A 22,856-nucleotide genomic window follows, 5' to 3' on the forward strand; every position below is an offset into this window, starting at 1 on the left:
AGGAGGATGCAAATTGGCTTTAACTTGGGAAATTGTTCGGTGGATACTATTGGTCATCATCTTCATTAACGAACTGGCGGCGATTTTTACCGTCTTTCGTGAAAAACGCGACATTGCCGCTACCTGGGCCTGGCTTTTGGTGCTGACCCTTATCCCCGTCATCGGCTTCATTATCTACGCCTTCTTGGGCCGGAAGCCAACCCACGGGCAGTTGAACCGGATCAAGTCGCAGACCCGACTCAAACTAAAGGAAGCGGTGGAGCGGCAGAAGAAGCAGTTCAAGAACATGCCCAAGCCCAAGCACTCCATCATGCAGGTGTACCGGCGGACGGTGATGCTCTTCCAGAGTATCGACGAATCCTTCTTGAGCCGCCACAACCACGTCGACGTCTTTACCGATGGCAACGTGCTCTTCTCCCGGATGTTTGATGAGATTGCGGACGCTAAAAAGAGCATCCACATTGAATTTTACACGATCTACAACGACAAGATTGGTAACCACTTGCGGACCCTCCTGGAACAAAAGGCGGCCGAGGGGGTCGAGGTCCGGGTCCTCTATGACTCCTGGGGGTCCATGGGGGTCAAACCCAGCTTCTACGCAAACCTCCGCGAACTGGGCGGGTACGCCACGCCCTTTCTGTTGGCCCGGAGTAACATCTTTGACTTCCGGATCAACTACCGGGACCACCGTAAGATCGTCGTCATCGACGGGCAGACGGCCTACATTGGTGGCTTTAACATCGGGGACCAGTACCTGGGTCGGTCGCCGAAGTTCGGCCCCTGGCGTGACACCCACCTCCGTGTGGTCGGCGGCGGGGTCTACGGGATGGAGCGGCAGTTCATCGGTGACTGGAACGCCTCCGTCCAGAAGAAGGCGTTAATTATCAAGCACTACCACCCCTACTTCCCGCCAATCAAAGTCAAGAACGGCAATACAGCTCTACAGACGGTGACAAGTGGCCCAGAAGGGGAGCTGGAAAAAATCAAGATGGGCTACCTGCGCCTGATCAACGTGGCTACGGACCATATCTGGATCCAAACCCCGTACCTGATTCCCGACGACAGTATCCTGGATGCCCTCCAGGTCGCTGCCCATGCCGGAATTGATGTCCGAATCATGATTCCGTGCAAGCCCGACCACCCTTTTGTTTACCGGGCCACCCAGTACTATGCCCAGACGTTGGCCAACCAGGGGGTTACGATTTACACTTACCAGAAGGGCTTTTTGCACGCCAAGACGATGATGGTGGACGGCCGGATTGCGTCGGTCGGGTCCGCCAACCTTGACTTCCGAAGTTTCAAGCTCAACTTTGAAATTAACGCCTTCATGTATGATTCCCAGCTGACGGACCAGCTGGAACAGATTTATGTCAATGACATTCGTAACTGTCGGGTCATGACCCCGGAGCGTTTCGCTGACCAGTCCCACTGGCTGAAGTTCAAGCAACGCTTCTCCCGGCTGCTATCACCGATTTTATAGCATGGGTGTCTTGTGTAATATTTGAGAATTTAATAGCAGGTGGGAGAATCACCATTTTTCCCACCCGCTTTTTTAGATCTAAAGCCAGAATATATGTTCGCTAGTATGATAAAATATGATTAGCATTTCAAAAGAAGGGACGAGTGCTTGTGGGTAAACTTGGATTTGTTTTAGGGACGGCCGCTAAGGACCACCAGGAGGTCTTAGTCGACCAGATTGCGGACCAGTTGAAAACTGCACCACGGGAGGACACTTTTTTCTACATTGTCCCCAACCACATTAAGTTTCAGACGGAAATTGACGTTTTGAGCAGCCTGCGGGCCCGGCAAGGGAAGGGGAACACGGACCGGTTCGCTTCTTCCCGGGTCCAGGTTCTTTCCTTTAGCCGGTTGGCCTGGTTCCTTTTGCGGGACAGCCCGGCGCTGAAGCGGGCTCGCCTGTCCAATATTGGCCTGACAATGCTCGTTGCTAAGGTCGTCCAGGAGCATGCCAACGACCTCCAGCTGTACGCCAGTGAGGCCCAGCAGCCCGGCTTCATTCAGAAACTAACGGACCAGTTGACGGAACTGGCCAATGCCAACATTTCAGCGGACGACCTGACCATAATTCTCCAGCAGGCCCAACGTGACCAGCAGGGGAGTCGAGCCTGGCTTGCCAAGATGCACGACGTCGAGCTGATCTACCACGCCTATGAAGAGCGGGTAGTCGGTCATTTCCTGGGAAATAATGAACTGTACCAGCAGCTATCCCAGTACCTGGCGCAGGAGCCGGCAAGTAAGCACATGCACTTCTTCATCGACCGCTTTGCCCAGTTCACTCCCGGTGAGCAGCAGGTGGTCAACGCCATGATCGTCAACGGGGCTTCGACTACAGTTTCCCTGGTGCTTGACCATGGTTATCCGGACCAGGACCACCCCGACAAGCGGGCACTGCCGGGCGTCACCGACCTCTTTTACCCGGCGGCGATGCAGTACCACCGCCTTTACGAGTTTGCGGTCCAGCACCCTCATGAAGTCACAATCCTGCCAAACGTCTTATTTGCCAGCCGGGTCCGTGTCAGTCCCACCCTCCGGCAGGTCGATAATTTTTTTGCTGACTATATTAAACGCCCGTTGAACCTTGCTGATGGGACCCAACCGACGGACCCAAATGATCTGCAATTCATCACGACAGCTAACCGGCGCACGGAATTGGACCGGGTAGCGACGATGATTCGCCAGCTGGTCCTGAGCGGGAAGTACCGCTACCGGGACTTCCTAATCTTGAGTCGGCGCCTAGACAGGTATCAGACGATGATTGCCCCGGTATTTGCGAGCCACGAAATCCCTATCTTTAACGACCACGAGCGGCGGATGGATAACCACCCCCTCGTGACCCTTTTGACGGCGCTCTTTAACCTGCCCCTTTATGGCTACCGGACAACCGACATCATGCAGCTTTTAAAGACCTGGCTCTTTGCGGAGTACAACCCGCAGACGGGGGACTACCAGCCCCTGGACCAGGACGCCGTCTTTGCAACCGAAAATTGGTGCCTGAAGCGGGCAATCGACGGGCGCGGTACCTGGGAAAAGGCGGATTCAGTCCTCTGGCAAGTTAGTGGGAGTGCGGATTCGCCAACTGATAACCTCCAAGCCCAGCTGACCCACGTTCAAGGCTTTGTTGCCCACCAGGTGATTGCCTTTTTGAAAGAGCTAAAGGATATCAAGACCGGACGGGAGCTCGCTGGTCGCCTCTATCAGTTCCTGGTTGACAACGGGGTCACCAAGCGCCTCGCTGACTGGCAGAAGTATCAGAGCGATAAGAACCTCGACCTGGCCCGCCAGCCCCAGCAGGTCTGGGCCACCTTTTGCCAAATTCTTGATGAATACGTCCAAATCCTCGGCGACACGCCCGTCACCGCGGATAACCTCACGACGACCTTGACTAACTTTAGCGAGCTCCTCCAGGCCGGCTTTGCTGCTGCCCAGTACTCGCAGATTCCGGCCACGATGGACCAGGTGATGATTTCGGAAACGGGAATTGTCCAGAACCAGGACCGCAAGATTGTCTTCCTGATCGGGTCGACGGATGACGTTATGCCGGAGATTCAGCCGACAGAGGGTCTTTTGACCGATGACGACAAGGCCATTTTGGATGACTACCTGGACGATACGACCCAATACCTACCGAACGGGACCAAAAACCAGCTGCAAGACGAACGCTTCCTCCATTACTCGGGGATGCTGACGGGGACCCAGCGGCTAATCATGACCGCACCAGCCGAAAACAGCGAGGGGGCCCCATTGACCCGGTCGCCATACCTAGACGCCATGGCCCAGTACTTCAAACAACCCGTTCAGAACTTTCCACTGGTAACGAGCACTGTCGGCCAAGCGGACGCCCACCCGTACTTGAGTGCCCCGGCCGCGACGATCAGCAAACTAGTCCAGGTCGAACGACAGGCCCGCAACGACGCCCGGACGGCTAAACGACACTATGTTCTTAGCCCTAGTTGGCAGGGGGTCCGGCAGGCCCTTGTTGACCTGACGGCCAGGGACCGCAGTGCTGCCGATGCCCGGGCCCAGGAACGGGGACAAAAGTTGGCGGCCCACCTCCGCCTTGTTGCGGCCGGCTTTAACTACCGCAACCGGGTCGATGACCTTGATCAACAACTGGCCGCGGCCCTCTACCTCCGGCACAGCCACGGTCAAAACATCCTCTACTCATCGATTTCTCAGCTACAGGATTACTACGTCAACCCGTACGAGTACTTTCTCAAGTACGGCCTGCGCCTGCAGAAACGCGACCAGCTGACCATGTCCGTGGACCGGATTGGGACTTTCTTCCACAAGGCAATGGAGTGGTTTGTCAGTGCCGTTAACCAGGACGTCCAGCTTGACTTTGCCCAACTGGCCAGTGATCCGGACCGATTAAATGACCTGATCAAGACGGCCCTGGACGTGGCCAAGAAGGACCAGTCGGACCTGTCGATTTTGATGGCCAGCTCCTTTCAGGCGGCTTTCCAGTACAAGCAGCTCACCGGGATCGTGAAGACGATGCTGACGGTCCTGTGCTACCAGGCCAAGTACACGGCCGCCCGTCCACTGGATACCGAAATTCGCTTCGGGCGCTTGGGAGCTGCTAAGAAGGACGACTTACGGCCGCTAGAATACGACCTGAAACCGCGTAACACTCATATTTACCTTCGGGGACGAATCGACCGGGTCGACCAACTGACTCAGGACCAGACCGACTATTTAACCGTGGTGGATTACAAGTCTGGTAACCGGACCTTTGACCTGACCGCGGCGTACTACGGCCTTTCCCTCCAGCTGCTGTCCTATCTAAACGCCATTGCGGCTAACCGGGACCAGCTGCCTCAGCGCCTCCGGACGTCTCGTCCTGACCTCCAGCTCGCCGGGGCCCTCTACCTTCACCTTAGCAACCCCCTGATCAAGGCGGCCAATTTTAAGGATGACGCGGACCTGACCGCCCTGCGGCTTCAGCAGCACCAGTACAAGGGCCTCCTCTTAAATGACCCGGCCCTGTTAAAGCAGCTGGACAAGAACCTGGCCCACCAGTCCCTGGTTTACCCGCTCAAGATGAATAAGGACGAGGCTATCTCAGCGAAGAAGGACGCCCTCTTGGTCACGCCTGACCAGCTGACCTGGCTGCAAAACCGTAACAAGCAACTAATCATCGATGCCGGGAATGATATCCTGGCTGGGCGGGTCGCCCTGCGGCCCTACCGCCTCCTAGAAGGGAGCAAGTGGAAGACCGGCCTGGACTACACTGACTTCCAGGACATTTACCAGTTTGATAACATGCTCGACCAGCAAAACTACCGGCTGTTGAGTGCCCGGCTGGCGGAAGAGGAGTTTAAGCAGTTTAACGAGGACGATGAAAAGGGAGGAAAACAGTAAAATGGCAACATTTAACCCTACCCCTGCCCAGCGCCAGGCAATTAGTGACCGGGACCAAAACATCATTGTGTCGGCCTCAGCCGGGTCCGGAAAGACTGCGGTCCTGGTTAACCGGGCCGTGGACTTGATCAAGGATGGCCGGGCCCAGATCGATAACATGCTGATGGTGACCTTCACCGATGCGGCTGCCAAGAACATGCGGGACAAGATTCGTCACCGCCTGCAGGAGGTCGCCCAGCAAGAGCCCCGCTTGCGCGACAAGATGATATCCCAGATCAACCGCCTGCCTTTGGCCGACATCAGTACGATCCACGCCTTTTGTCTGAAGCTGATTCGGCGCTACTACTTCCTGATTGACTTGGACCCCCAGTTCCGCCTGTTAACCGATGCTACCGAGCAGCTTCTCTTGCAGGAAGATGTTTGGCGAGATGTGAGTGAGCACTTCTACGAAAAGGCTGATGAGTCCACGCCGGACGCGGCCTCCTTTGCCCAACTAGTCCTCAACTTTTCGGGCGACCGGGACGATGAGGGCCTAAACGACCTGGTCCTGAAGCTCGCCGAGATTGCCAATGCCCAGCCGGACCCAGAGGAGTGGCTCAACAGCTTGCCGGCGGCCTATGACCTGGGTGATGATATCCTTAAATCCAAGTTCTTCACCAACCAGTTGCGGCCCCTCGTCAGTCAACAGCTTGACCAGATGGAACGGGACTTTTACGAGTTGCTGCAGCGGGCCCAACAGGACGGCTTGGACAAGGACGTGACAGTTTTTGAAAGTGACCGCCTCCTGGTCAACCGTCTCAAGGTCGTCCTGGACCCTAGCAAGATGACCGCTCCGGACATTTTAAATATCCTGGGTCAGGTCAGCTTCGGCAGTTTTAGCGGCCGTCCCAAGAAGGGGAGCGCGGGCTACGAAGAATTTACGGTCCTCAATAAGGAGCGTAACCAGCTCAAGAAGGACTGGCCAAAACAAGTGGCCCAGGTCGACAATCGCCAAGCGGCTCTGGACCTTATCCAGCAATTCACCACCGCCTTTAACAAGCTAAAAGACCGGGCGAAGGCCGCCCAGCTGGCGGACAAGACAATTGCCTCCCTTGAAAACGACCTCGCCCAGTTTGCCCAGGCGAAGGCCACACTGACGCCAGACTCCTGGGACAAAGTCCGGGTAATGTTCACGGGTGCTAAGTTCAAGACGATGGCCCGGGCACCCAGAGATGACGACCTTGCCAAGGCGGTCCACCAGTCACTAACCAAGTCGCGAAAGGCCGTCAAGGACCACTTTAACGGCCTATTGGACCACTTCTTCAGCTACGATGAGCAGCAGCTCCGCCACGTTTCACGTGCGGCCCGCCGCCTGCTGGTTAAGCTAACCCAGACCACGATTGCCTTCCAGCACGCCTACCAACGGGTCAAGCTCCGTCGTCACGTCCTGGAGTTCAGCGACCTGGAGCACTATGCCTACCAGATTCTGACCCCACCGGCGGACCAGCCAGAGTGGCAGGAACTGGTTGCCAACCTGCAGGATCACTACCGCGAGATCATGGTCGACGAGTACCAGGACACGAACCGCCTGCAGGAGGCCATCCTGATGCGGTTGGCGGGAGAAAACCAGCACAAGCTCTTCATGGTGGGGGACGTAAAGCAGTCCATCTACCGTTTCCGGCAGGCCGACCCGTCGCTATTCATCCATAAGTACCAGCGCTACCGGCAGGACGGCGCGGATGACGAGGCAATCGTCCTCGGCGAAAACTTCCGGTCGATGAAAAACATCACGGACTTCACCAACCTCCTCTTTGCCCAGCTGATGGGCGCTGATGTAGGGGAAATCGAATACGACGAGGATGCTCACCTGAAGTACGCCGCCACCTACTATGACGAAAATGCGGATAACCAGCCGCAGCCGACGGAGATCATGCTCTACGACGCCAACGCGGATCCGGATGCCGGTGAAGAGGACCACGAGGATGACAAGCTGGCCGGCGAGCTCCGGATGGTGGGGATGCGGATTAAGCAGATGGTGGCCAACCAGGAGCAAATCTTCAGCGATGGTAGGATGCGGCCAATCAACTACGGCGACATCGTCCTCCTCGAGCGGACCAAGACCATCAACAACACCCTGATGGAAGAGTTCAGCAAACTTGATATTCCGCTGACCGTTCACGACGTTGAGAGCTACTTCCAGGCGACGGAGGTCCGGGTCATGATGGCCCTCCTACGCCTTGTCGACAACCCCCAGCAGGATATCCCCCTGGTGGCCGTCTTGCGGTCCCCGCTGGTGGGCCTGACGACTGACGAACTGGCCTTTATCCGCCTGCAGAACCGTTCGGCCAACTACTACACGGCCTTGCGGACATTCAAGGTTAACTACGAAGACCCCAGCCGCCACCTTGTCCAGCCGACTTTGCTGAAGGGGGACGGGACAGTTCAGCTCTTGTACGACAAAGTCCGCCGCTTCCTTGACCAGCTGGCGGGCTTTCGACAGACCGCCCAGCAGCAGTCCCTAGTTGACTTGATTTGGCAAATTTACAAGCAGACGGGTTACCTGGACTATGTCGGGGCCATGCCCGGCGGGGCCCAACGCCAGGCCAACTTGCACGCCCTCTACCAGCGGGCCCACGACTACGAGCAGAGCAGCTTCAAGGGCCTGTACCAGTTCATTCGCTTTATCGAAAAGATGCAGGAACACGACAAGGACCTGGGGGTGGCGCCCACCCAGCTGGCTGACGATACAGTCAACGTGATGACCATCCACGGTAGCAAGGGTCTCCAGTTCCCCATCGTCTTCCTGATTGACGCAACCCATGGCTTTAACCAGCAGTCAACCAAGGAGACGGCCGTTGTAGACGCAGTCAACAAGGTGGGAATCGAGTACGTCGACCGTGATCGGGTTGAGTACGACACGCCCCAGCGCCAGGCGATCATCAGTGGGGTTCGCCAGGGTGAACGGGCCGAGGATTTGCGGGTCCTGTACGTGGCCCTCACCCGGGCAGAGCAGCGCCTCGTGATCACCGGCTCCTTTAACGAGGAGAACCGCCGGCAAACCCTGACCGGGGCGTGGAACCAGTGGCAAAAGGCCTTCCAGTCTACGGGTACCCTGTTGGGGCCCCAGCTAAGGGTCAACGCCCGGTCCTTCATGGATTGGATTGGGATGGCCCTCGCCCGGTCGAAACAGTTTCGCGCCCAGCAGGTGGCCCCCACGGGGATGAGCTTAGAAGAGGGAGCTTTGGCCAACTATGACCGGGAAGCCGCCCTCTTCAATGGCCAGCGCTTTACGGTCCGGACCCTTACCGCGGCGGACGTCAACCGGCAACTGGCGGAACTAGGGCAGGCCGCATCAGCAGTTGACGCGGCCAACGCCCCGCAGCCGGCGCCTGGTGATGAGCAGGCCGCACTCCGGGCCTTGGATTTTCACTACCCATACCCGGTGGCTACGAAGACGACGGCCTACCAGTCGGTTACGGACGTCAAGCGCCTCTTCGAATACCCGGATGATTCCGGTGAGGCCCAGTGGGACTACCGTCGCCAACAACGGGAAAAGCAGGCCCAGGGAATCTATTTCAACAATGATTTCGCAGTGCCCGACTTTATCAAGCAAGAAGAGCAGACCCCGGCGGCCACCAGCATTGGGACGGCTACCCACCTGGTCTTCCAGAAACTGACGTTGACGAAGGCCGGGGTGACGGTCGCAGCCATTAGGGCCCTCATTGACCAGCTGGTTAGTGACCAGCTGATTGCCCCGGCGGTCGCACCGAAGATCAACCGGGACGGGATCAGTCGCTTTTTCCAAACGGCCGTTGGGAAGAAAATCCTTGCTACACCGGGCGGCTACCACCGGGAAGCACCGTTTGCGATGGTGATGAACGGTGCTGAATTATTCAAGGAAATTAAACCGCAGAATAACGAACAGGTCCTGATTCACGGGATCATTGACGGCTACCTGGTGACCGATGACGGGATCACCCTGGTGGACTACAAGACCGACCACCTCGCCGACAGTGACCCGGCAATTGCGACCCAGCAGATTGTTGACCGTTACCGGGGGCAGCTGAACCTTTACAAGCAGGCACTCAACCTGATGGAACCGGTGCCGGTTGTCGAAATGGGCCTGTATCTGGTAGAATCAGGACAGTTCATAGCAATTTGAAATTAGGTGGGGGTAGTAAACCGTGGCAACAATTAAGGATATTGCGCAAGCAGCAGGCGTGTCAGTCTCAACTGCTTCGCGGGCGTTGAACAATAACCCGCGGATTAGTGTCAAGACCCGGCAACGGGTAAAGGAGATTGCTGACCAGCTGGGCTACTTGCCAAACTATAACGCCCAAAATCTGACCCGGGGTGAGTCAAACATGGTGGGGCTGATTTTCCCGGTAACGAGTGACACAGCCCCGGCCAACCCCTTCCATATCGACTTGATGAGGGGGATCAGTGTGGCCCTAAAACCCCGCCACTATGAGATGGTGGTGGCCATCGCGCCAACGGCTGATGACCTCTTAGCGAGCGTCAAGTCGATGGTTACCCAGTCAAAGGTCCATAAGTTCCTGGTCTTTTACACAATTGAGAACGATCCAGTAACCAGCTACCTCCGCAAGAATAAGCTTGACTTTGTGGTAATTGGGCACCCAACGGACCACCACCCTGACCGCTATGTTGATAACGACAACGTAGCGGCGGGGGAAAAGGCCACCGCCCACCTGCTGGCCCACCATCCTGCTAAGCGCCCGGCCTTCTTGCAGTTTGCCGACAACTGGGTCTACGAGCAGTCCCGGCGGCAGGGCTACGAGAAATGCCTTGAAAGCCGGGGAATTAAGCCGCTAGTCTGGTATTACCAGGAGAATGGGACCACGGTTGAGGACTTTTTGACCAAGCACCCGGAGATTGATTCTTTCCTCTGCTCGGATGACCTGTTACTGGTCCGAATCAATGACCAATTGCAGTCACTGGGCTACCCCATTGCTTGCTACAACAATAGCCGGCTAGTGGGGATGCTACTCAAAGACAATGAACGGGTCGACATGCAACCACGGAAGCTGGGTCAGGCGGCCGTGGAGCTGTTATTTGAGCGAGATGACCACCACCGGATTGTGGATTTTAAGATTTATGATTAATGTTTAGAGAAGCTGGGGAAAAAGCACCAGAGCGTACTGATACTTTCCCCAGCTTCTTTTGCTATAACAATAGTTCCGTGGAGCTTCGCGTCGTAAGCACGTCCTTAGCGTCTAACGCAGCGCAGCAAGTCTACTTGATGAACGAAGGCTGACGCTTTTAGCGCCAACCCCCGTTCTATATTAGCCGGACAGGACGCTGAGAAGCTTAGTCGTTTCCCTGCCTCAGCTTATTTTCAATTGCAATCATTTGCAGTCCCCCAACTAAATCGTTAAACTTAATAGGCAGATATTTAGCTGGAGGGAAATGAAAAATGGAAGAAGTCTACATTGTTGCGGCCCAGCGAACCCCAATTGGCAAGTTCGGTGGGGCCTTAGCAGCGGTGCCCGCTGTTCAACTCGGGGCAGCGGCCATCCGTGCGGCAGTCAAAGCCGCCACTATCGACCCGGCCGCTGTTGACCAGGTCCTGATGGGCAATGTTATCCAGGCGGGGAATGGACAGAATCCAGCGCGCCAGGCAGCCATTGCAGCGGGCCTGGACCAGTCCATCCCGGCAATTACTGTGAATGATGTGTGCGCTTCTGGCCTGTCAAGTATTAACCTCGGAGCGAGCTTAATCCAGTCCGGTCAGGCTCAGGTCATCGTTGCCGGTGGGATGGAGAGCATGTCCCGAGCCCCCTACCTCCTGGAACGGGCACGCCAGGGCTACCGCTTTGGTGACGGCCGCCTGGTCGATGCCATGCAAAGAGACGGCTTAAATGATGCCTGGGGCGGCTATCCGATGGGGGTAACCGCCGAAAACGTGAGTGGCCAATACCAGGTTAGCCGGAAAGAGCAAGACCGTTTTGCCTTGCGTAGTCACCAGTTGGCGGTGGCCGCCCAGCAGAATCACTCCTTTGATAAGGAAATCGTCCCCGTCACGGTGAAGGCCAAGAAGGGGACAACGGTTGTTCGCCAGGACGAATCTCCCCGGCCGGACACTTCCATGGCGGCTTTGGGTAAGCTCAAACCCGTCTTTAAAGCTGGCGGGACAGTGACGGCGGGGAACTCTTCCGGCCTCAACGATGGTGGGGCGGCAGTTGTGCTGGCTTCCAAGACAGCTGTTAAGAAGATGAATCTCCAGCCCCTGGCCCGTTGGGAAGCGTCCGCCTTGGTCGGTTTAGATCCCCATGTCATGGGATTAGGCCCTTATTACGCCATTAGTCGGTTGCTGGAGCAGACGGGGCTGACCGCGGACACAGTTGACGTGGTTGAACTGAACGAAGCCTTCGCCAGTCAGGCAATTGTCTGCCAGCGCCTTTTGGGACTAAGGGATGAACAGGTCAACCCGTATGGCGGGGCAATCGCTTTGGGACACCCCCTTGGCTGTTCTGGAGCCCGGATACTGGTAACCCTAGTCCACCAACTGCAGGCCCTGCACAAGCATACTGGAATCGCTAGCCTCTGTGTTGGTGGGGGCATGGGCGTTGCAACATTGATAAAAAATTAAAAAATTTGCCGTGGCCAAAATCCTGTGACCACGGCTTTTTCTTCGCTTTCATAATGAAAACGGTTAAATAAATTATGCGCAAACGGTTGCACAAAATTATTTCATTTGGTATATTTAACATTGTAATAATATATAAAGCGTTTTCAAAACGCGTTGATAGATTGTTGTGTAGTTAAAGGAGTTGTTAGTAATGAGTCAAGAAAAGCCTGCTACGGCTGGATTACCTACACTATCAAAGTCAACCATTTGGATGATTAACTTTGGTTTCCTAGGTGTTCAGACCGCGTTCACTTTGCAAAGTTCACAAATGAGCCGGATTTTCCAAACTATTGGGGCCGACCCAAACAATTTAGGGTGGTTCTTTATCCTACCACCACTGGCCGGGATCATTGTTCAACCAATCATTGGTTACTACTCTGACCGTACCTGGGCACCAAAGCTTGGTGGTCGTCGTCTTCCTTACCTCCTGTTAGGGATGATTGTTGCGGTCATTGTTATGTTACTGCTGCCTAACTCTGGTAGCTTCGGATTTGGGTATGGGTCACTTGCGGCCCTCTGTTTCGGTGCCATTACGGTGGCCTTCTTGGACCTGTCCTCTAACGTTGCCATGCAGCCATTCAAAATGATGGTTGGGGATATGGTTAATGATGACCAAAAGAGTTATGCTTACGGGATTCAGAGTTTCTTATCAAACACTGGTGCCGTTTTGGCCGCCGTTTTCCCGTTCCTGTTGACTTGGTTCGGGGTAGCCAACACTGCCAAGAAGGGTGTTGTTCCAGACTCCGTTATCATTTCATTCTACGTTGGTGCCGCACTGTTAATTATTACTAGTCTGTTCACTGTTTTCCGGGTTCACGAATATGACCCTGCTACTTATGCTATGTACCACGGTATTTCTGAAGAAGATAACGCCAAGGGTGGTAACTGGTTCACGCTGCTGAAGCACGCCCCAAAGGCCTTCTGGACCGTTACGTTGGTTCAATTCTTCTGCTGGTTCGCATTCCAGTACCTCTGGACTTACTCCGCTGGGGCAATTGCCAAGAACGTCTGGAACACGACCAACGCTACTTCCGCCGGCTACCAAGCTGCCGGTAACTGGTACGGTGTTTTAGCCGCCGTTCAATCAATTGCGGCCGTTATCTGGTCATACGTTTTGGCTAAGGTTCCTAACAAGTACCACAAGGCGGGTTACGCTGGTAGTCTGTTGCTCGGTGCCCTGGGCTTTCTCTCCGTCTTCTTCATTCACTCTCAAGGTGCGCTGATTGTTTCATACATCTTGATTGGGATTGCATGGGCCGGAATGAACACCTACCCACTGACCATCGTTACAAACGCACTGTCTGGTAAGCACATGGGAACTTACCTGGGACTCTTCAACGGTTCCATTTGTTTCCCACAAATCGTTGCTTCCCTGCTGAGTTTCGCATTGTTCCCACTGCTGGGTGGTTCCCAAGTTAACATGTTCATCCTTGCCGGGATTGTGATGGCTTGTGGTGCCCTTGCTGTTGGCGCAATCAAGGAAACTTACGCTGAATAAGCCTGATTAATGTAAATTTATTAACAAAAAATTATAATAGGGACGTAGATGATACACCCCTTTTTGATAGAGAAAGGACTTGAATTCAATGAAACAAACATTCGAAATTGCTCCGTGGCACGTTGCAACGAAGAAGTGGGACCCAGAAGACAAACGTCTCCAAGAATCCATGACGAGTTTGGCAAACGAAAATCTCGGAATGCGGGGCTTCTTTGAAGAAGGGTACTCTGCAGACCACATGCAAGGGGTTTACCTTGGCGGAGTTTGGTTCCCTGACAAGACCCGTGTTGGTTGGTGGAAGAACGGTTATCCAAAGTACTTCGGTAAGATGATCAACGCGGTTAACTTCATGAAGCTGATCATCAAGGTCAACGGCGAACAACTGGACCTGGCTAAGCAGACGCCAAAGGACTTCAAGCTGGACCTTGACATGAAGCGCGGTGTTCTGACCCGTGAATTCACGGTTGAAATTGGTGGCACGGAAATGTACTTCCACTTTGAACGTTTTGTTTCCGCCGTTCAAAAGGAATTAGTTGGTCAACGCCTCCACATCAAGAACCGTGGTAACGGTGACGCGAAGGTTGAAATTACCAGCATGATTGATGCGGACGTCTACAACGAAGACGCCAACTACGACGAACAATTCTGGAACGTCCTCAACAAGAAAGCGAAGGGCGAACGTGCTGAATTAACTTCCATGACTAAGAAGAACGACTTCGGCACGCCACAGTTCATCGTCGGCATGCAAAGCACGACCAAGACCGACCTGGACCACGAAGGCGACGGGACGGACGAAAAGGACGCCTACAACACCTTTGCCGGAACGGTGGCTGCTGGTAAGGAAATTAACTTCGAAAAGCGGACCGTGGTTGTTACTTCACGGGACTTCGATACCGAAGAAAAGATTGAAAAGCACCTGGACGAATTAAGCGACCAGTTCGACGGCCAAAGCTACGACGACCTGCTGGACCCTCACGTGAAGGAATGGGCTGACCGGTGGACCAAGTCTGATGTTGAAATTGATGGTGACGAAGGGGCCCAACAAGGGATTCGTTTCAACCTCTTCCAACTCTTCTCCACTTACTACGGTGAAGACTACCGCCTCAACATTTCACCAAAGGGCTTCACTGGTGAAAAGTACGGTGGTGCCACTTACTGGGACACTGAAGCTTACTGTATCCCGGTTTACCTGGGGGTTGCTAACCCAGAGATTGCTCGTAACCTGCTGATGTACCGTTACAAGCAACTCGATGGTGCCTACGTCAACGCCCAACAACAAGGTCTGAAGGGGGCCCTCTTCCCGATGGTAACCTTCAACGGGATTGAATGCCACAACGAATGGGAAATCACCTTCGAAGAAATTCACCGGAACGGTGACATCGCCTACGCAATCTACCTGTACACGAAGTACACCGGCGACAAGTCTTACGTTCTCCACGAAGGTGCTAAGGTCCTGACCGAAATTTCACGGTTCTGGGCTGACCGGGTTCACTACTCACAAAACAAGAACAAGTACATGCTCCACGCCGTAACTGGTCCGGATGAATACGACAACAACGTTAACAACGACTGGTACACTAATCTGCTTTGCCGGTGGACGCTGAAGTACACCCTGGAAATTTTGGATGAAGTTGACGCCGACGTGGCTAAGAAGCTGAACGTTTCCGAAGACGAGAAGCGGCGTTGGAAGGGTATTGCTGACAACATGTACCTGCCATATGATAAGCAAAGAGACATCTTCCCAGAAAACGATGGCTACATGGACAAGGACCTGACCCCCATTTCTGAAATCCCTAGTGACCAACTGCCACTGAACCAACACTGGTCATGGGACCGGATCCTGCGTTCACCATACGTCAAGCAGGGTGACGTCATCCAAGGCCTCTGGGACTTCATCGATGACTTTACGAAGGAACAGAAGAAGCACAACTTTGACTTCTACGAACAATACACCGTTCACGAATCAAGCCTGTCCGCTTCGGTTTACTCCATCATCGCTTCTGACATTGGTTATGAAGACAAGGCCGTTGAACTGTACGAACGTTCCGCACGGCTCGACCTGGACAACTACAACAACGATACTGCCGATGGTCTGCACATTACTTCCATGACTGGTTCATGGCTGGATATCGTTCAAGGCTTTGCTGGGATGCGGGTTCGTGATGGACAACTCCACTACGCACCATTCTTGCCAAAGAAATGGAACTCCTACCAATTCCGTCAAATGTTCCGTGGCCGGATCTTGAAGGTAACTGTTGATAAGAACGGGACCAAGATTGACTTGGTATCCGGTGACCCAATCACGATTGACCTTGACGGTAAGAAACTGGAATTAAAGTAATTCTGGGAGGCAGTTAAGAATGAGTTTTGAAGATTTAAAAGGTTTTGCCTTTGACCTCGACGGTGTGATTGCCGATACGGCCCGTTTTCACGGCCAAGCATGGCACCAGTTAGCAGACAAGGTTGGTACAGAGTGGACTCAAAAACTGGCGGACAGCTTGAAGGGTGTTAGCCGGATGGACTCTTTGGAACTAATCCTGAAGGCCGGTGGCCACGAAAATGACTACAGCCAGGACGAAAAGGTTGCCTTGGCAACGGAAAAGAACGATAACTACATTAAATTAGTTGAAACCCTAACTCCGGCAGATATTCTACCCGGAATGAAGGCCTTCTTGGATGAATTGAAGGCTAACGGTTACCACATCGTGCTAGCTTCCGCATCCAAGAACGCTCCTAAGGTATTAAAGTACTTACAGATTACGGATTATTTTGAAGGGATTGTTGACCCTGCCAAGCTTACCCATGGCAAGCCAGACCCAGAGATTTACAGTGAAGCTGCTAAATTGATGAACCTCCCGGCTAACCAGGTTACTGGTTTGGAAGATGCCCAAGCAGGGATTGAATCCATTAACCGGGCGGGTGAGACTTCAATTGGTTTTGGAGCTTCCTTAAAGGATGCTGACGTCAAGTTTGACCAAACCGGTGAAGTTTCACTGGCTGCTATTAAGAAGCAAATGGGCTAACAACTCTCTATACAACCTATCAATCTAACTATTACCGTTTGCTTCTTAACTAAAAGTCGACCAGCATTGCCTGGTCGGCTTTTTTGATGAAGCTGGAAAAAAGCATCAGAGTGCTCCGTATGGCTAGTATAGGACGATCGTTAGCACGGTACGGGCTGGCGATTGTCCGTAATCAAATAGACTTGCTTCGCGGCGCTAGCCACTAGGAGCACGCTTCGATGCGAAGCAAGCCTATTTGGTTTTTCCGCGATTATTATGTAACATTCGAGAAATAACCCAAGCTACTAACCAAAAGTCTGAAACTTGAAAGCCCTGAATTGCAATGAAATCATTGTGGTTCAGGGCTTTTGGACGAAAAAAATAAAAAACGCAAGAACTCTTACGCTATACTTTAAGTGTCAAAATCAAAGTAGAAAAGAGTCTTGCGCTATGCAAATTATAAACCATTTCAGTACTGAAAACGATTCTCAAAACATTATTTCTCACTTCTTAAGCCTAATTGGTCTAGCTAAGCTAACTCACAGGGTGAATTTTAAGCGTCACTCATTATGTTCATTGAAAATGATCGTAGCTTGGTTAATGACAGCTCATTTTGAGCGTCTTTCGATCAATCGTGCTCATCCAGATTGCCATTTTACCCCAAGAACGGCACGGAATGTTTTGAATGATGGCCGTATTAACTGGCAGAAATTAGTCTGTTTAGTAGCGATTCAATTAATTCGCATCTTAACCCCGTTTATTGATGGTCGACGTCGTTTGGCATTAGTGCTTGATGATACTCTGTTAGCACGTCGTTGGTCCCAAAAGACTGAATTATTAGCCAAGACCTATGACCACGATAAGCACGAGTATGTAAATGGTTACCGTGGCTTAACTCTCGGTTGGAGTGATGGTAATACTTTTTTGCCTATTAATTTTGCTTTAATGTCAACTCACCAGCCTGCTAATCTGATTGGATGCTTAGCGCAGATTACTGACCAACGTCAAATTGCCGGTCAAAGAAGGGCTCAAGCTCAACGCCCAATGAACCAAGTGGCTCTAGAATTGATTAGACAAGCGCAAACACTAGGCGTGTCAGCTAAATACGTCCTTTTTGATTCTTGGTACAGTTCGCCGAAGATGTTTTGGCAACTCGCTCAGCTTCAGCTTTTTGGTGTGGGTATGCTCAAACGCAGCGCAAAAGTCTATTATCGATATCGTGGTCGTCACTATAGCATTAAGGGTCTTTATCAACGTTTAGCAGCTTCTAAAATGAATTGTCGGCATCACTATCTTTACAGCAGTGTCATTCAAGCCCAATATCATGGCCATCAGTTTCCGCTAAAAGTGGTTTTTGTATCCAAAAAGGGGCACCGTCAGGACTACCTAGTTTTAGCGACCACTAACTTAGCTATGCGGCCAGAAGAAATCATTCAATTGTACGGACGCCGCTGGCAAATTGAGACCTATTTCAAAGCTGCTAAGCAGTATTTAGCTCTTAATCGATCACAAATTCAAAGTTACGACGGTCAATGTGGTTATATTGCCGTCACCATGATTACTTATGACTTATTGGCTTGGCAAGAACGACTTAATACTGATGATCGCACAATTGGTGGACTCTTTTACATTATGAATCAAGCACTGCCAGATATTCGTTTTATGGACGCATTGGTCTACTTATTTCATGAACTGGGTCGAGCTGAGCTCAGCCTAACTGATCACATTGATGACATCATTAATCGATTCATAGCTCAGTTGCCAATAACGATCCAAAAAGCATTGAATACTGGCATCTAAAAGTCTAATTTAGGCTGAGAAAAGCCGAAGCTGACGCAGCTCCGGCTAGTTTTCGTGCTTTCAAGTTTCAGCCAAAAGTTATATAATACAAGTAAACGAGAAAGGATGGTACTTATGGTCGAATTAAAGAATATTAACTCTATTTACCACTTGAACAATGGGGTGAAGATTCCTTGCGTTGGTTACGGGACGTTCAGAACTCCCGCTGACGTTGCAGAAAAGGCAGTTGCCGATGCGATTGACGTTGGCTACCGGCTGATCGACACAGCGGCCGTCTACGGCAATGAAGAAGCGGTCGGCAAGGGAATCAAGGACTCCGGTATTGACCGGCACCGCCTCTTCATCACCAGCAAGCTCTGGAACGACCACCGCGGCTACGAGAAGGCTAAGCAGGCCATTGACGAAACACTGCAGCGGATGCAGCTCGACTACCTGGACCTCTACCTGATCCACTGGCCAGCTAACCAGAAGCAATTTGGAACCAAGGCGGCCGAAATTAACGCCGAAACCTGGCGGGCAATGGAAGAGGCTTACCATGAAGGAAAGATTCGGGCCCTCGGTCTCAGTAACTTCATGCCCCACCACATTGTGGACCTGATGCGGACCGCAGAAGTGGCCCCAGCGGTTGACCAGATTGAGGTCCACCCCGGCTGGCCACACGTTGAGGAAGTCAAGTACCTGCAAGCTCATAACATCCTGGTCGAAGGGTGGGCACCGCTGGGTGGTCAGGGCGCCAAGGTCATGACCAATAAGACGATGCTCCAATTGGCCGACAAGTACGGTAAGACGGCGGCCCAAATCTCCCTGCGTTGGTTGATTCAGCGGGGCGTCCTCCCACTGCCAAAGTCCACCCACAGGGAACGGATGGTCCAAAACACCCAGCTCTTTGACTTTGAACTCAGCGATGAGGATATGAAGAAGATTGAGGCCCTGCCAAACCTTGGCGGCCAGTGTGCTGACCCTGACGACGTGGACTTCTAGGAGGAATCGCGATGCAGTTTATTAAAACCGACGCCAACGTTGACCTGGCGGAAAACATCGTCGAGACAGCCAGTCAAACCGTTACCCACCTGGTGATTCCGGCGGGCAAGGCTGTCCCTAAGCACCACGTTCCGTACGACGTTATTGTGGTACCCATCAAGGGGAAGGTTATCTTTGGCGACGTTGACCACGACCACCATGAGACCTTGGTACCCGGGGATATCGTGAAGATGGCTCCCGGTGAATGGCACGACCTTAAGGCAGTCGACGATACCGAAGTAATGGTAATTAAGTCGAAGTTGCAATAGTTAAAAACAAGCTGGGAAAAAAGCAGTAGAGTGCTCCGTATGGCTAGTATAGGACGATTGTTGGCACGGTACGGGCCGGCAATTGTCCGTAATCAATGGACTTGCTTCGCGGCGCTAGCCACTAGGAGCACGCTTTTTTTCCGCGATTACTGCATAATATTCGGAAAAATGAAAGAGGCTGGTGAGATAACAAAGTTTTCTCCCAGCTTCTTTTCTGTGCTATGGTAGAAATAGTATTTTCAGAGTAAGGAAGGCTATTAAATGGCAAAGCAGAAGAAAGAGCACATTTTTACGAAGGACGTTGTGCTGGTCATGGCCGCATCGTTTTTCTTTATGTTTAGTAACATGTATTGCAACCCCCTGATCAACGGCTACGCGAAGAGTCTTGGCGCCAGTGGGGCCTTTGCGGGGGTAATTGTGGGGATGATGAGTATCGTTGCCATGTTCCTGCGGCCAATTGCCGGGAACCTGACCGACCATTTTTCCAAGTACCAACTGTCGTTTGTTGGTGGGGCCCTGAGTTTCATTGGGGTCTTGGGCTACGTTTTTACGCCAAATAGCGTGGTTCTTTTGCTTTGTCGGTTGGTCAACGGGCTGGGCTACGTCTTGTGCACAGTCTGCATGACGACCTGGCTTTCCTACTTGGTACCCTTCTCCCATGTGGGGGAGGCAATGAGCTTCTACGGCTTGATGAACGCCCTGGCAATGTCGCTGGCCCCGGCAATCTCAATTGATATCTACCCGGTCATTGGCTACCGGCTCGCAATCATTATCTCCGCCTTGGCCGCCCTGATGGTGGTCGTCACCATCCAATTCGTCCACAACCGGGCGCTGCCAACCGCCAAGGGACCAATCGATAAGGGGCACTTCCACCTGAAGATCATTCAACACGATTCTATCCCCATTGCGGCGATGATTGCCCTGTTTGCCATCCCGTACTTCGCCACCCAGGCGGATATCGTCAGCTACACCGAACAGCGCCACCTGCCGATTGCTGTCGGGGCCTACTTCTTGATCTACGCGATCGTCCTTCTGGCCATCCGGCTCTTCTTGCGGAACCAGTTCGACACGGTCCGCTTTGGGATCTGGCTGGTTGCCAGTTTAGTGGCCACCGCCTTTTACCTGGTAATGCTGGCAGTAATGCACACGAACTGGGAAATGGCCCTGGCCGCTGCGGGGATGGCCTTTGGTTACGGGACCATTTATTCGGTCTGCCAGTCAACGGCGATGATGCTCGCGCCCCAAAGCGAACGGGGGCTGGCCAGTGCGACCTTCTTCTTGGGCCTGGACATCGGGATGTCACTAGGCCCAATCCTCGGGGGGTTAATCGACGACTTCCTACCGGTTGCCTTCTTCTATCCGGTAATGCTAATCATTGTTCCGCTGATCCTGTTGATTTACCTCGGCAACCGCAAGAAGCTTAATGGGGCGGTTGTTAAGCACCAGGACATAGAGTAGGGGTCGACGATGAAAAAGATTTGGCAAGAACTTCAACACGCAAACCGGCAGTTTTACCGCCACTGGATTTCATACCTGACCCTCTTCATTAGCGTGGACCTAATCATCCAGTTAATTTGGATTCCCATCTTTCGCCTGATTACGACCTTTGCCCTCCAGGCGGGGGAGATCCCCTTTGTCTCCTACCAAAATGTGGTGACGATTGTGACCCACCACCCCATTGTTGTCCTGGTCCTTTTGGCAGAGCTGGTTGCTATCCTCCTGGTAGTTTACGGCCAGTTTGCCATGATTCTGTTAGGAGTCAAGGAGATTAGGACGGAGCAGCTGGGGGCCCGCCGGTTGATCAGGGCCACCTTGGCCCGGCTGAAGGACTTGCGCATGAGCTCCCTCCTGGTCTTACTGGGTTATTTTGTCTTGGTGGTTCCCTTCGCTGACCTGGTCTTTCGGACCCCGCTGCTTGCGAAGGTGCAAATCCCCCAGTTTATCCTGGACTACCTGACGCGAAGTGACCTGCTGCTCACTGTCCTCCTGGCCTTTTACGCGGTGATGATCATCCTGGGCGTCCGTTTTCTCTATGCCTTGCCCCTGATGGTTTACCGAGGCCAGCGGCCCAAAGCGGCCCTCAGGGCAAGCTGGCGACAGACCCGGCGCGGTAAATGGTGGCCGGCAATTGCCCGCCTCATCGTGGTGAGCCTGACAGGAGCAATCATCGCTGCTATCCTGTATGCCGCGACGGTGGGCGCTCAGTTTGCCGCGGACCACTTCCTTGGTAAGGGCGCGTATTACTTTGGAATCTTCGACATGCTGGTGGTCCAACTTGGCAGTGAGCTCTTTGCGGCCTGGGTCGGGACCGTCACGATCAACGTTGTCTTCAAGCAATTTGTCGGCCCGGCCAGTGGGGACCACTTTGCAACCTCACGGGGATTGAAGGCGGTCACCGTTGTTGCGGTCGGCCTGCTTACGTTTATCACCGTTGTTGGTAACGCCCTCTACCTCAGCGGTAGCGAGGACCAGCGGCCAGTGACCGTCTCCCACCGGGGCGTGGCGGACGAAAACGGGGTCCAAAACACCATTCCGGCGATGGAAAAGACCCACCGCCTCCATCCGGATTACATTGAAATGGACGTTCACGAAACTAAGGACCACCAGTTTGTCGTCCTCCACGACGAAAATCTGAAGGAACTGACCGGGGTCAACAAGACGCCCCACCAGCTGACCCTCCGCCAGCTGACCAAGCTGACTGCCCGGGAAAACGGTCACCAGGCCAAGATTGCCAGCTTCGATGACTACCTGAAAACAGCTGACCGCCTCCACCAGAAGCTACTGGTCGAAGTTAAGACGACCCCGCAGGATTCGGCGGGGATGCTGCGGCGTTTCGTCCGGCAGTACGGGCCCACTTTGGTTGCCCACCACGACCAGCTCCATTCCCTGGACTACAGCGTGGTTACGGGCCTGAAGAAGTACGACCCCCACTTGGACGTCCTCTACGTTCAGCCCTATAATTTCACCTACCCGAACACGGTTGCCAACGGCTACTCAATGGAGTATTCGACCTTGACTTACGACTTCATCACCCTGGCCCACCTTCAGCACAAGTGCGTCTACGCCTGGACGGTCAACGATGATCAGGTGATGAAGCAGATGATGTACAAGAACGTCGACGGCATCATTACCGACAACCTGGTGGAACTCAACCAGGCCATCGCCAGCTACGAGGGACACCAAAGCTATGCTCAGCGGATTTTGAACTACATTATGGTCGTGCCGACGAGCACGGAATTCGCGCCGTAAGGGAATCT

General features: G+C 53.3%; 13 protein-coding genes. All 13 read left to right on the top strand.

The annotated features are described in order from the left end of the window. The first annotated feature begins 13 nt into the window (after positions 1-13). Complete coding sequence (gene cls, locus KZE55_RS00600) at positions 14-1,480, top strand: cardiolipin synthase (RefSeq protein ID WP_222258444.1); 1,467 nt, start codon at positions 14-16, stop codon at positions 1,478-1,480. Between the two features lie 149 nt (positions 1,481-1,629). Next, a complete protein-coding gene (locus KZE55_RS00605; RefSeq protein ID WP_222258446.1) occupies positions 1,630-5,382 on the top strand; it encodes a PD-(D/E)XK nuclease family protein in 3,753 nt (1,250 codons plus the stop codon). Position 5,383: 1 nt separating this feature from the next. Then, positions 5,384-9,523: a helicase-exonuclease AddAB subunit AddA gene (gene addA, locus KZE55_RS00610; RefSeq protein ID WP_222258448.1), complete on the top strand. Its 4,140-nt coding sequence runs from the start codon at positions 5,384-5,386 to the stop codon at positions 9,521-9,523. Between the two features lie 22 nt (positions 9,524-9,545). After that, entirely contained in the window at positions 9,546-10,484 is a 939-nt protein-coding gene (locus KZE55_RS00615) for a LacI family DNA-binding transcriptional regulator (protein ID WP_222258450.1), read from the top strand. Positions 10,485-10,795: 311 nt separating this feature from the next. Beyond that, entirely contained in the window at positions 10,796-11,971 is a 1,176-nt protein-coding gene (locus KZE55_RS00620) for a thiolase family protein (protein ID WP_222258452.1), read from the top strand. Positions 11,972-12,161: 190 nt separating this feature from the next. Continuing rightward, on the top strand, positions 12,162-13,508 hold the full coding sequence (locus tag KZE55_RS00625; RefSeq protein ID WP_222258454.1) for an SLC45 family MFS transporter: 1,347 nt from the start codon (positions 12,162-12,164) through the stop codon (positions 13,506-13,508). A gap of 88 nt (positions 13,509-13,596) precedes the next feature. Further along, positions 13,597-15,849 carry a glycoside hydrolase family 65 protein gene (locus KZE55_RS00630; RefSeq protein ID WP_222258456.1) on the top strand — a complete coding sequence of 751 codons (2,253 nt, stop codon included), beginning with the start codon at positions 13,597-13,599 and terminating at the stop codon, positions 15,847-15,849. A gap of 19 nt (positions 15,850-15,868) precedes the next feature. Next, positions 15,869-16,531 carry a beta-phosphoglucomutase gene (gene pgmB, locus KZE55_RS00635; protein WP_222258458.1) on the top strand — a complete coding sequence of 221 codons (663 nt, stop codon included), beginning with the start codon at positions 15,869-15,871 and terminating at the stop codon, positions 16,529-16,531. A 429-nt stretch (positions 16,532-16,960) separates the two neighbouring features. Beyond that, complete coding sequence (locus tag KZE55_RS00640; protein WP_222257956.1) at positions 16,961-18,310, top strand: IS4 family transposase; 1,350 nt, start codon at positions 16,961-16,963, stop codon at positions 18,308-18,310. A 114-nt stretch (positions 18,311-18,424) separates the two neighbouring features. Next, positions 18,425-19,291: an aldo/keto reductase gene (locus KZE55_RS00645; RefSeq protein ID WP_222258460.1), complete on the top strand. Its 867-nt coding sequence runs from the start codon at positions 18,425-18,427 to the stop codon at positions 19,289-19,291. An 11-nt stretch (positions 19,292-19,302) separates the two neighbouring features. Beyond that, positions 19,303-19,599 carry a cupin domain-containing protein gene (locus KZE55_RS00650; protein ID WP_047769851.1) on the top strand — a complete coding sequence of 99 codons (297 nt, stop codon included), beginning with the start codon at positions 19,303-19,305 and terminating at the stop codon, positions 19,597-19,599. 261 nt (positions 19,600-19,860) lie between these two features. Next, on the top strand, positions 19,861-21,057 hold the full coding sequence (locus tag KZE55_RS00655) for an MFS transporter (protein WP_047769853.1): 1,197 nt from the start codon (positions 19,861-19,863) through the stop codon (positions 21,055-21,057). 9 nt (positions 21,058-21,066) lie between these two features. Then, the gene (locus KZE55_RS00660) at positions 21,067-22,848 is read left to right on the top strand and encodes a glycerophosphoryl diester phosphodiesterase membrane domain-containing protein (protein ID WP_222258462.1); all 1,782 of its coding nucleotides are present in this window, start codon (positions 21,067-21,069) and stop codon (positions 22,846-22,848) included. The last annotated feature ends 8 nt before the right edge of the window (positions 22,849-22,856 follow it).

Source organism: Limosilactobacillus panis, assembly GCF_019797825.1.
Taxonomy (GTDB): domain Bacteria; phylum Bacillota; class Bacilli; order Lactobacillales; family Lactobacillaceae; genus Limosilactobacillus; species Limosilactobacillus panis_A.

Coding starts and splice junctions, on each gene's coding strand:
- KZE55_RS00620 (WP_222258452.1), top strand. CDS start 10,796: ATGGAAGAAGTCTACATTGTTGCGGCCCAGCGAACCCCAATTGGCAAG.
- KZE55_RS00640 (WP_222257956.1), top strand. CDS start 16,961: ATGCAAATTATAAACCATTTCAGTACTGAAAACGATTCTCAAAACATT.
- KZE55_RS00650 (WP_047769851.1), top strand. CDS start 19,303: ATGCAGTTTATTAAAACCGACGCCAACGTTGACCTGGCGGAAAACATC.
- KZE55_RS00645 (WP_222258460.1), top strand. CDS start 18,425: ATGGTCGAATTAAAGAATATTAACTCTATTTACCACTTGAACAATGGG.
- KZE55_RS00660 (WP_222258462.1), top strand. CDS start 21,067: ATGAAAAAGATTTGGCAAGAACTTCAACACGCAAACCGGCAGTTTTAC.
- addA (WP_222258448.1), top strand. CDS start 5,384: ATGGCAACATTTAACCCTACCCCTGCCCAGCGCCAGGCAATTAGTGAC.
- KZE55_RS00655 (WP_047769853.1), top strand. CDS start 19,861: ATGGCAAAGCAGAAGAAAGAGCACATTTTTACGAAGGACGTTGTGCTG.
- KZE55_RS00625 (WP_222258454.1), top strand. CDS start 12,162: ATGAGTCAAGAAAAGCCTGCTACGGCTGGATTACCTACACTATCAAAG.
- KZE55_RS00630 (WP_222258456.1), top strand. CDS start 13,597: ATGAAACAAACATTCGAAATTGCTCCGTGGCACGTTGCAACGAAGAAG.
- pgmB (WP_222258458.1), top strand. CDS start 15,869: ATGAGTTTTGAAGATTTAAAAGGTTTTGCCTTTGACCTCGACGGTGTG.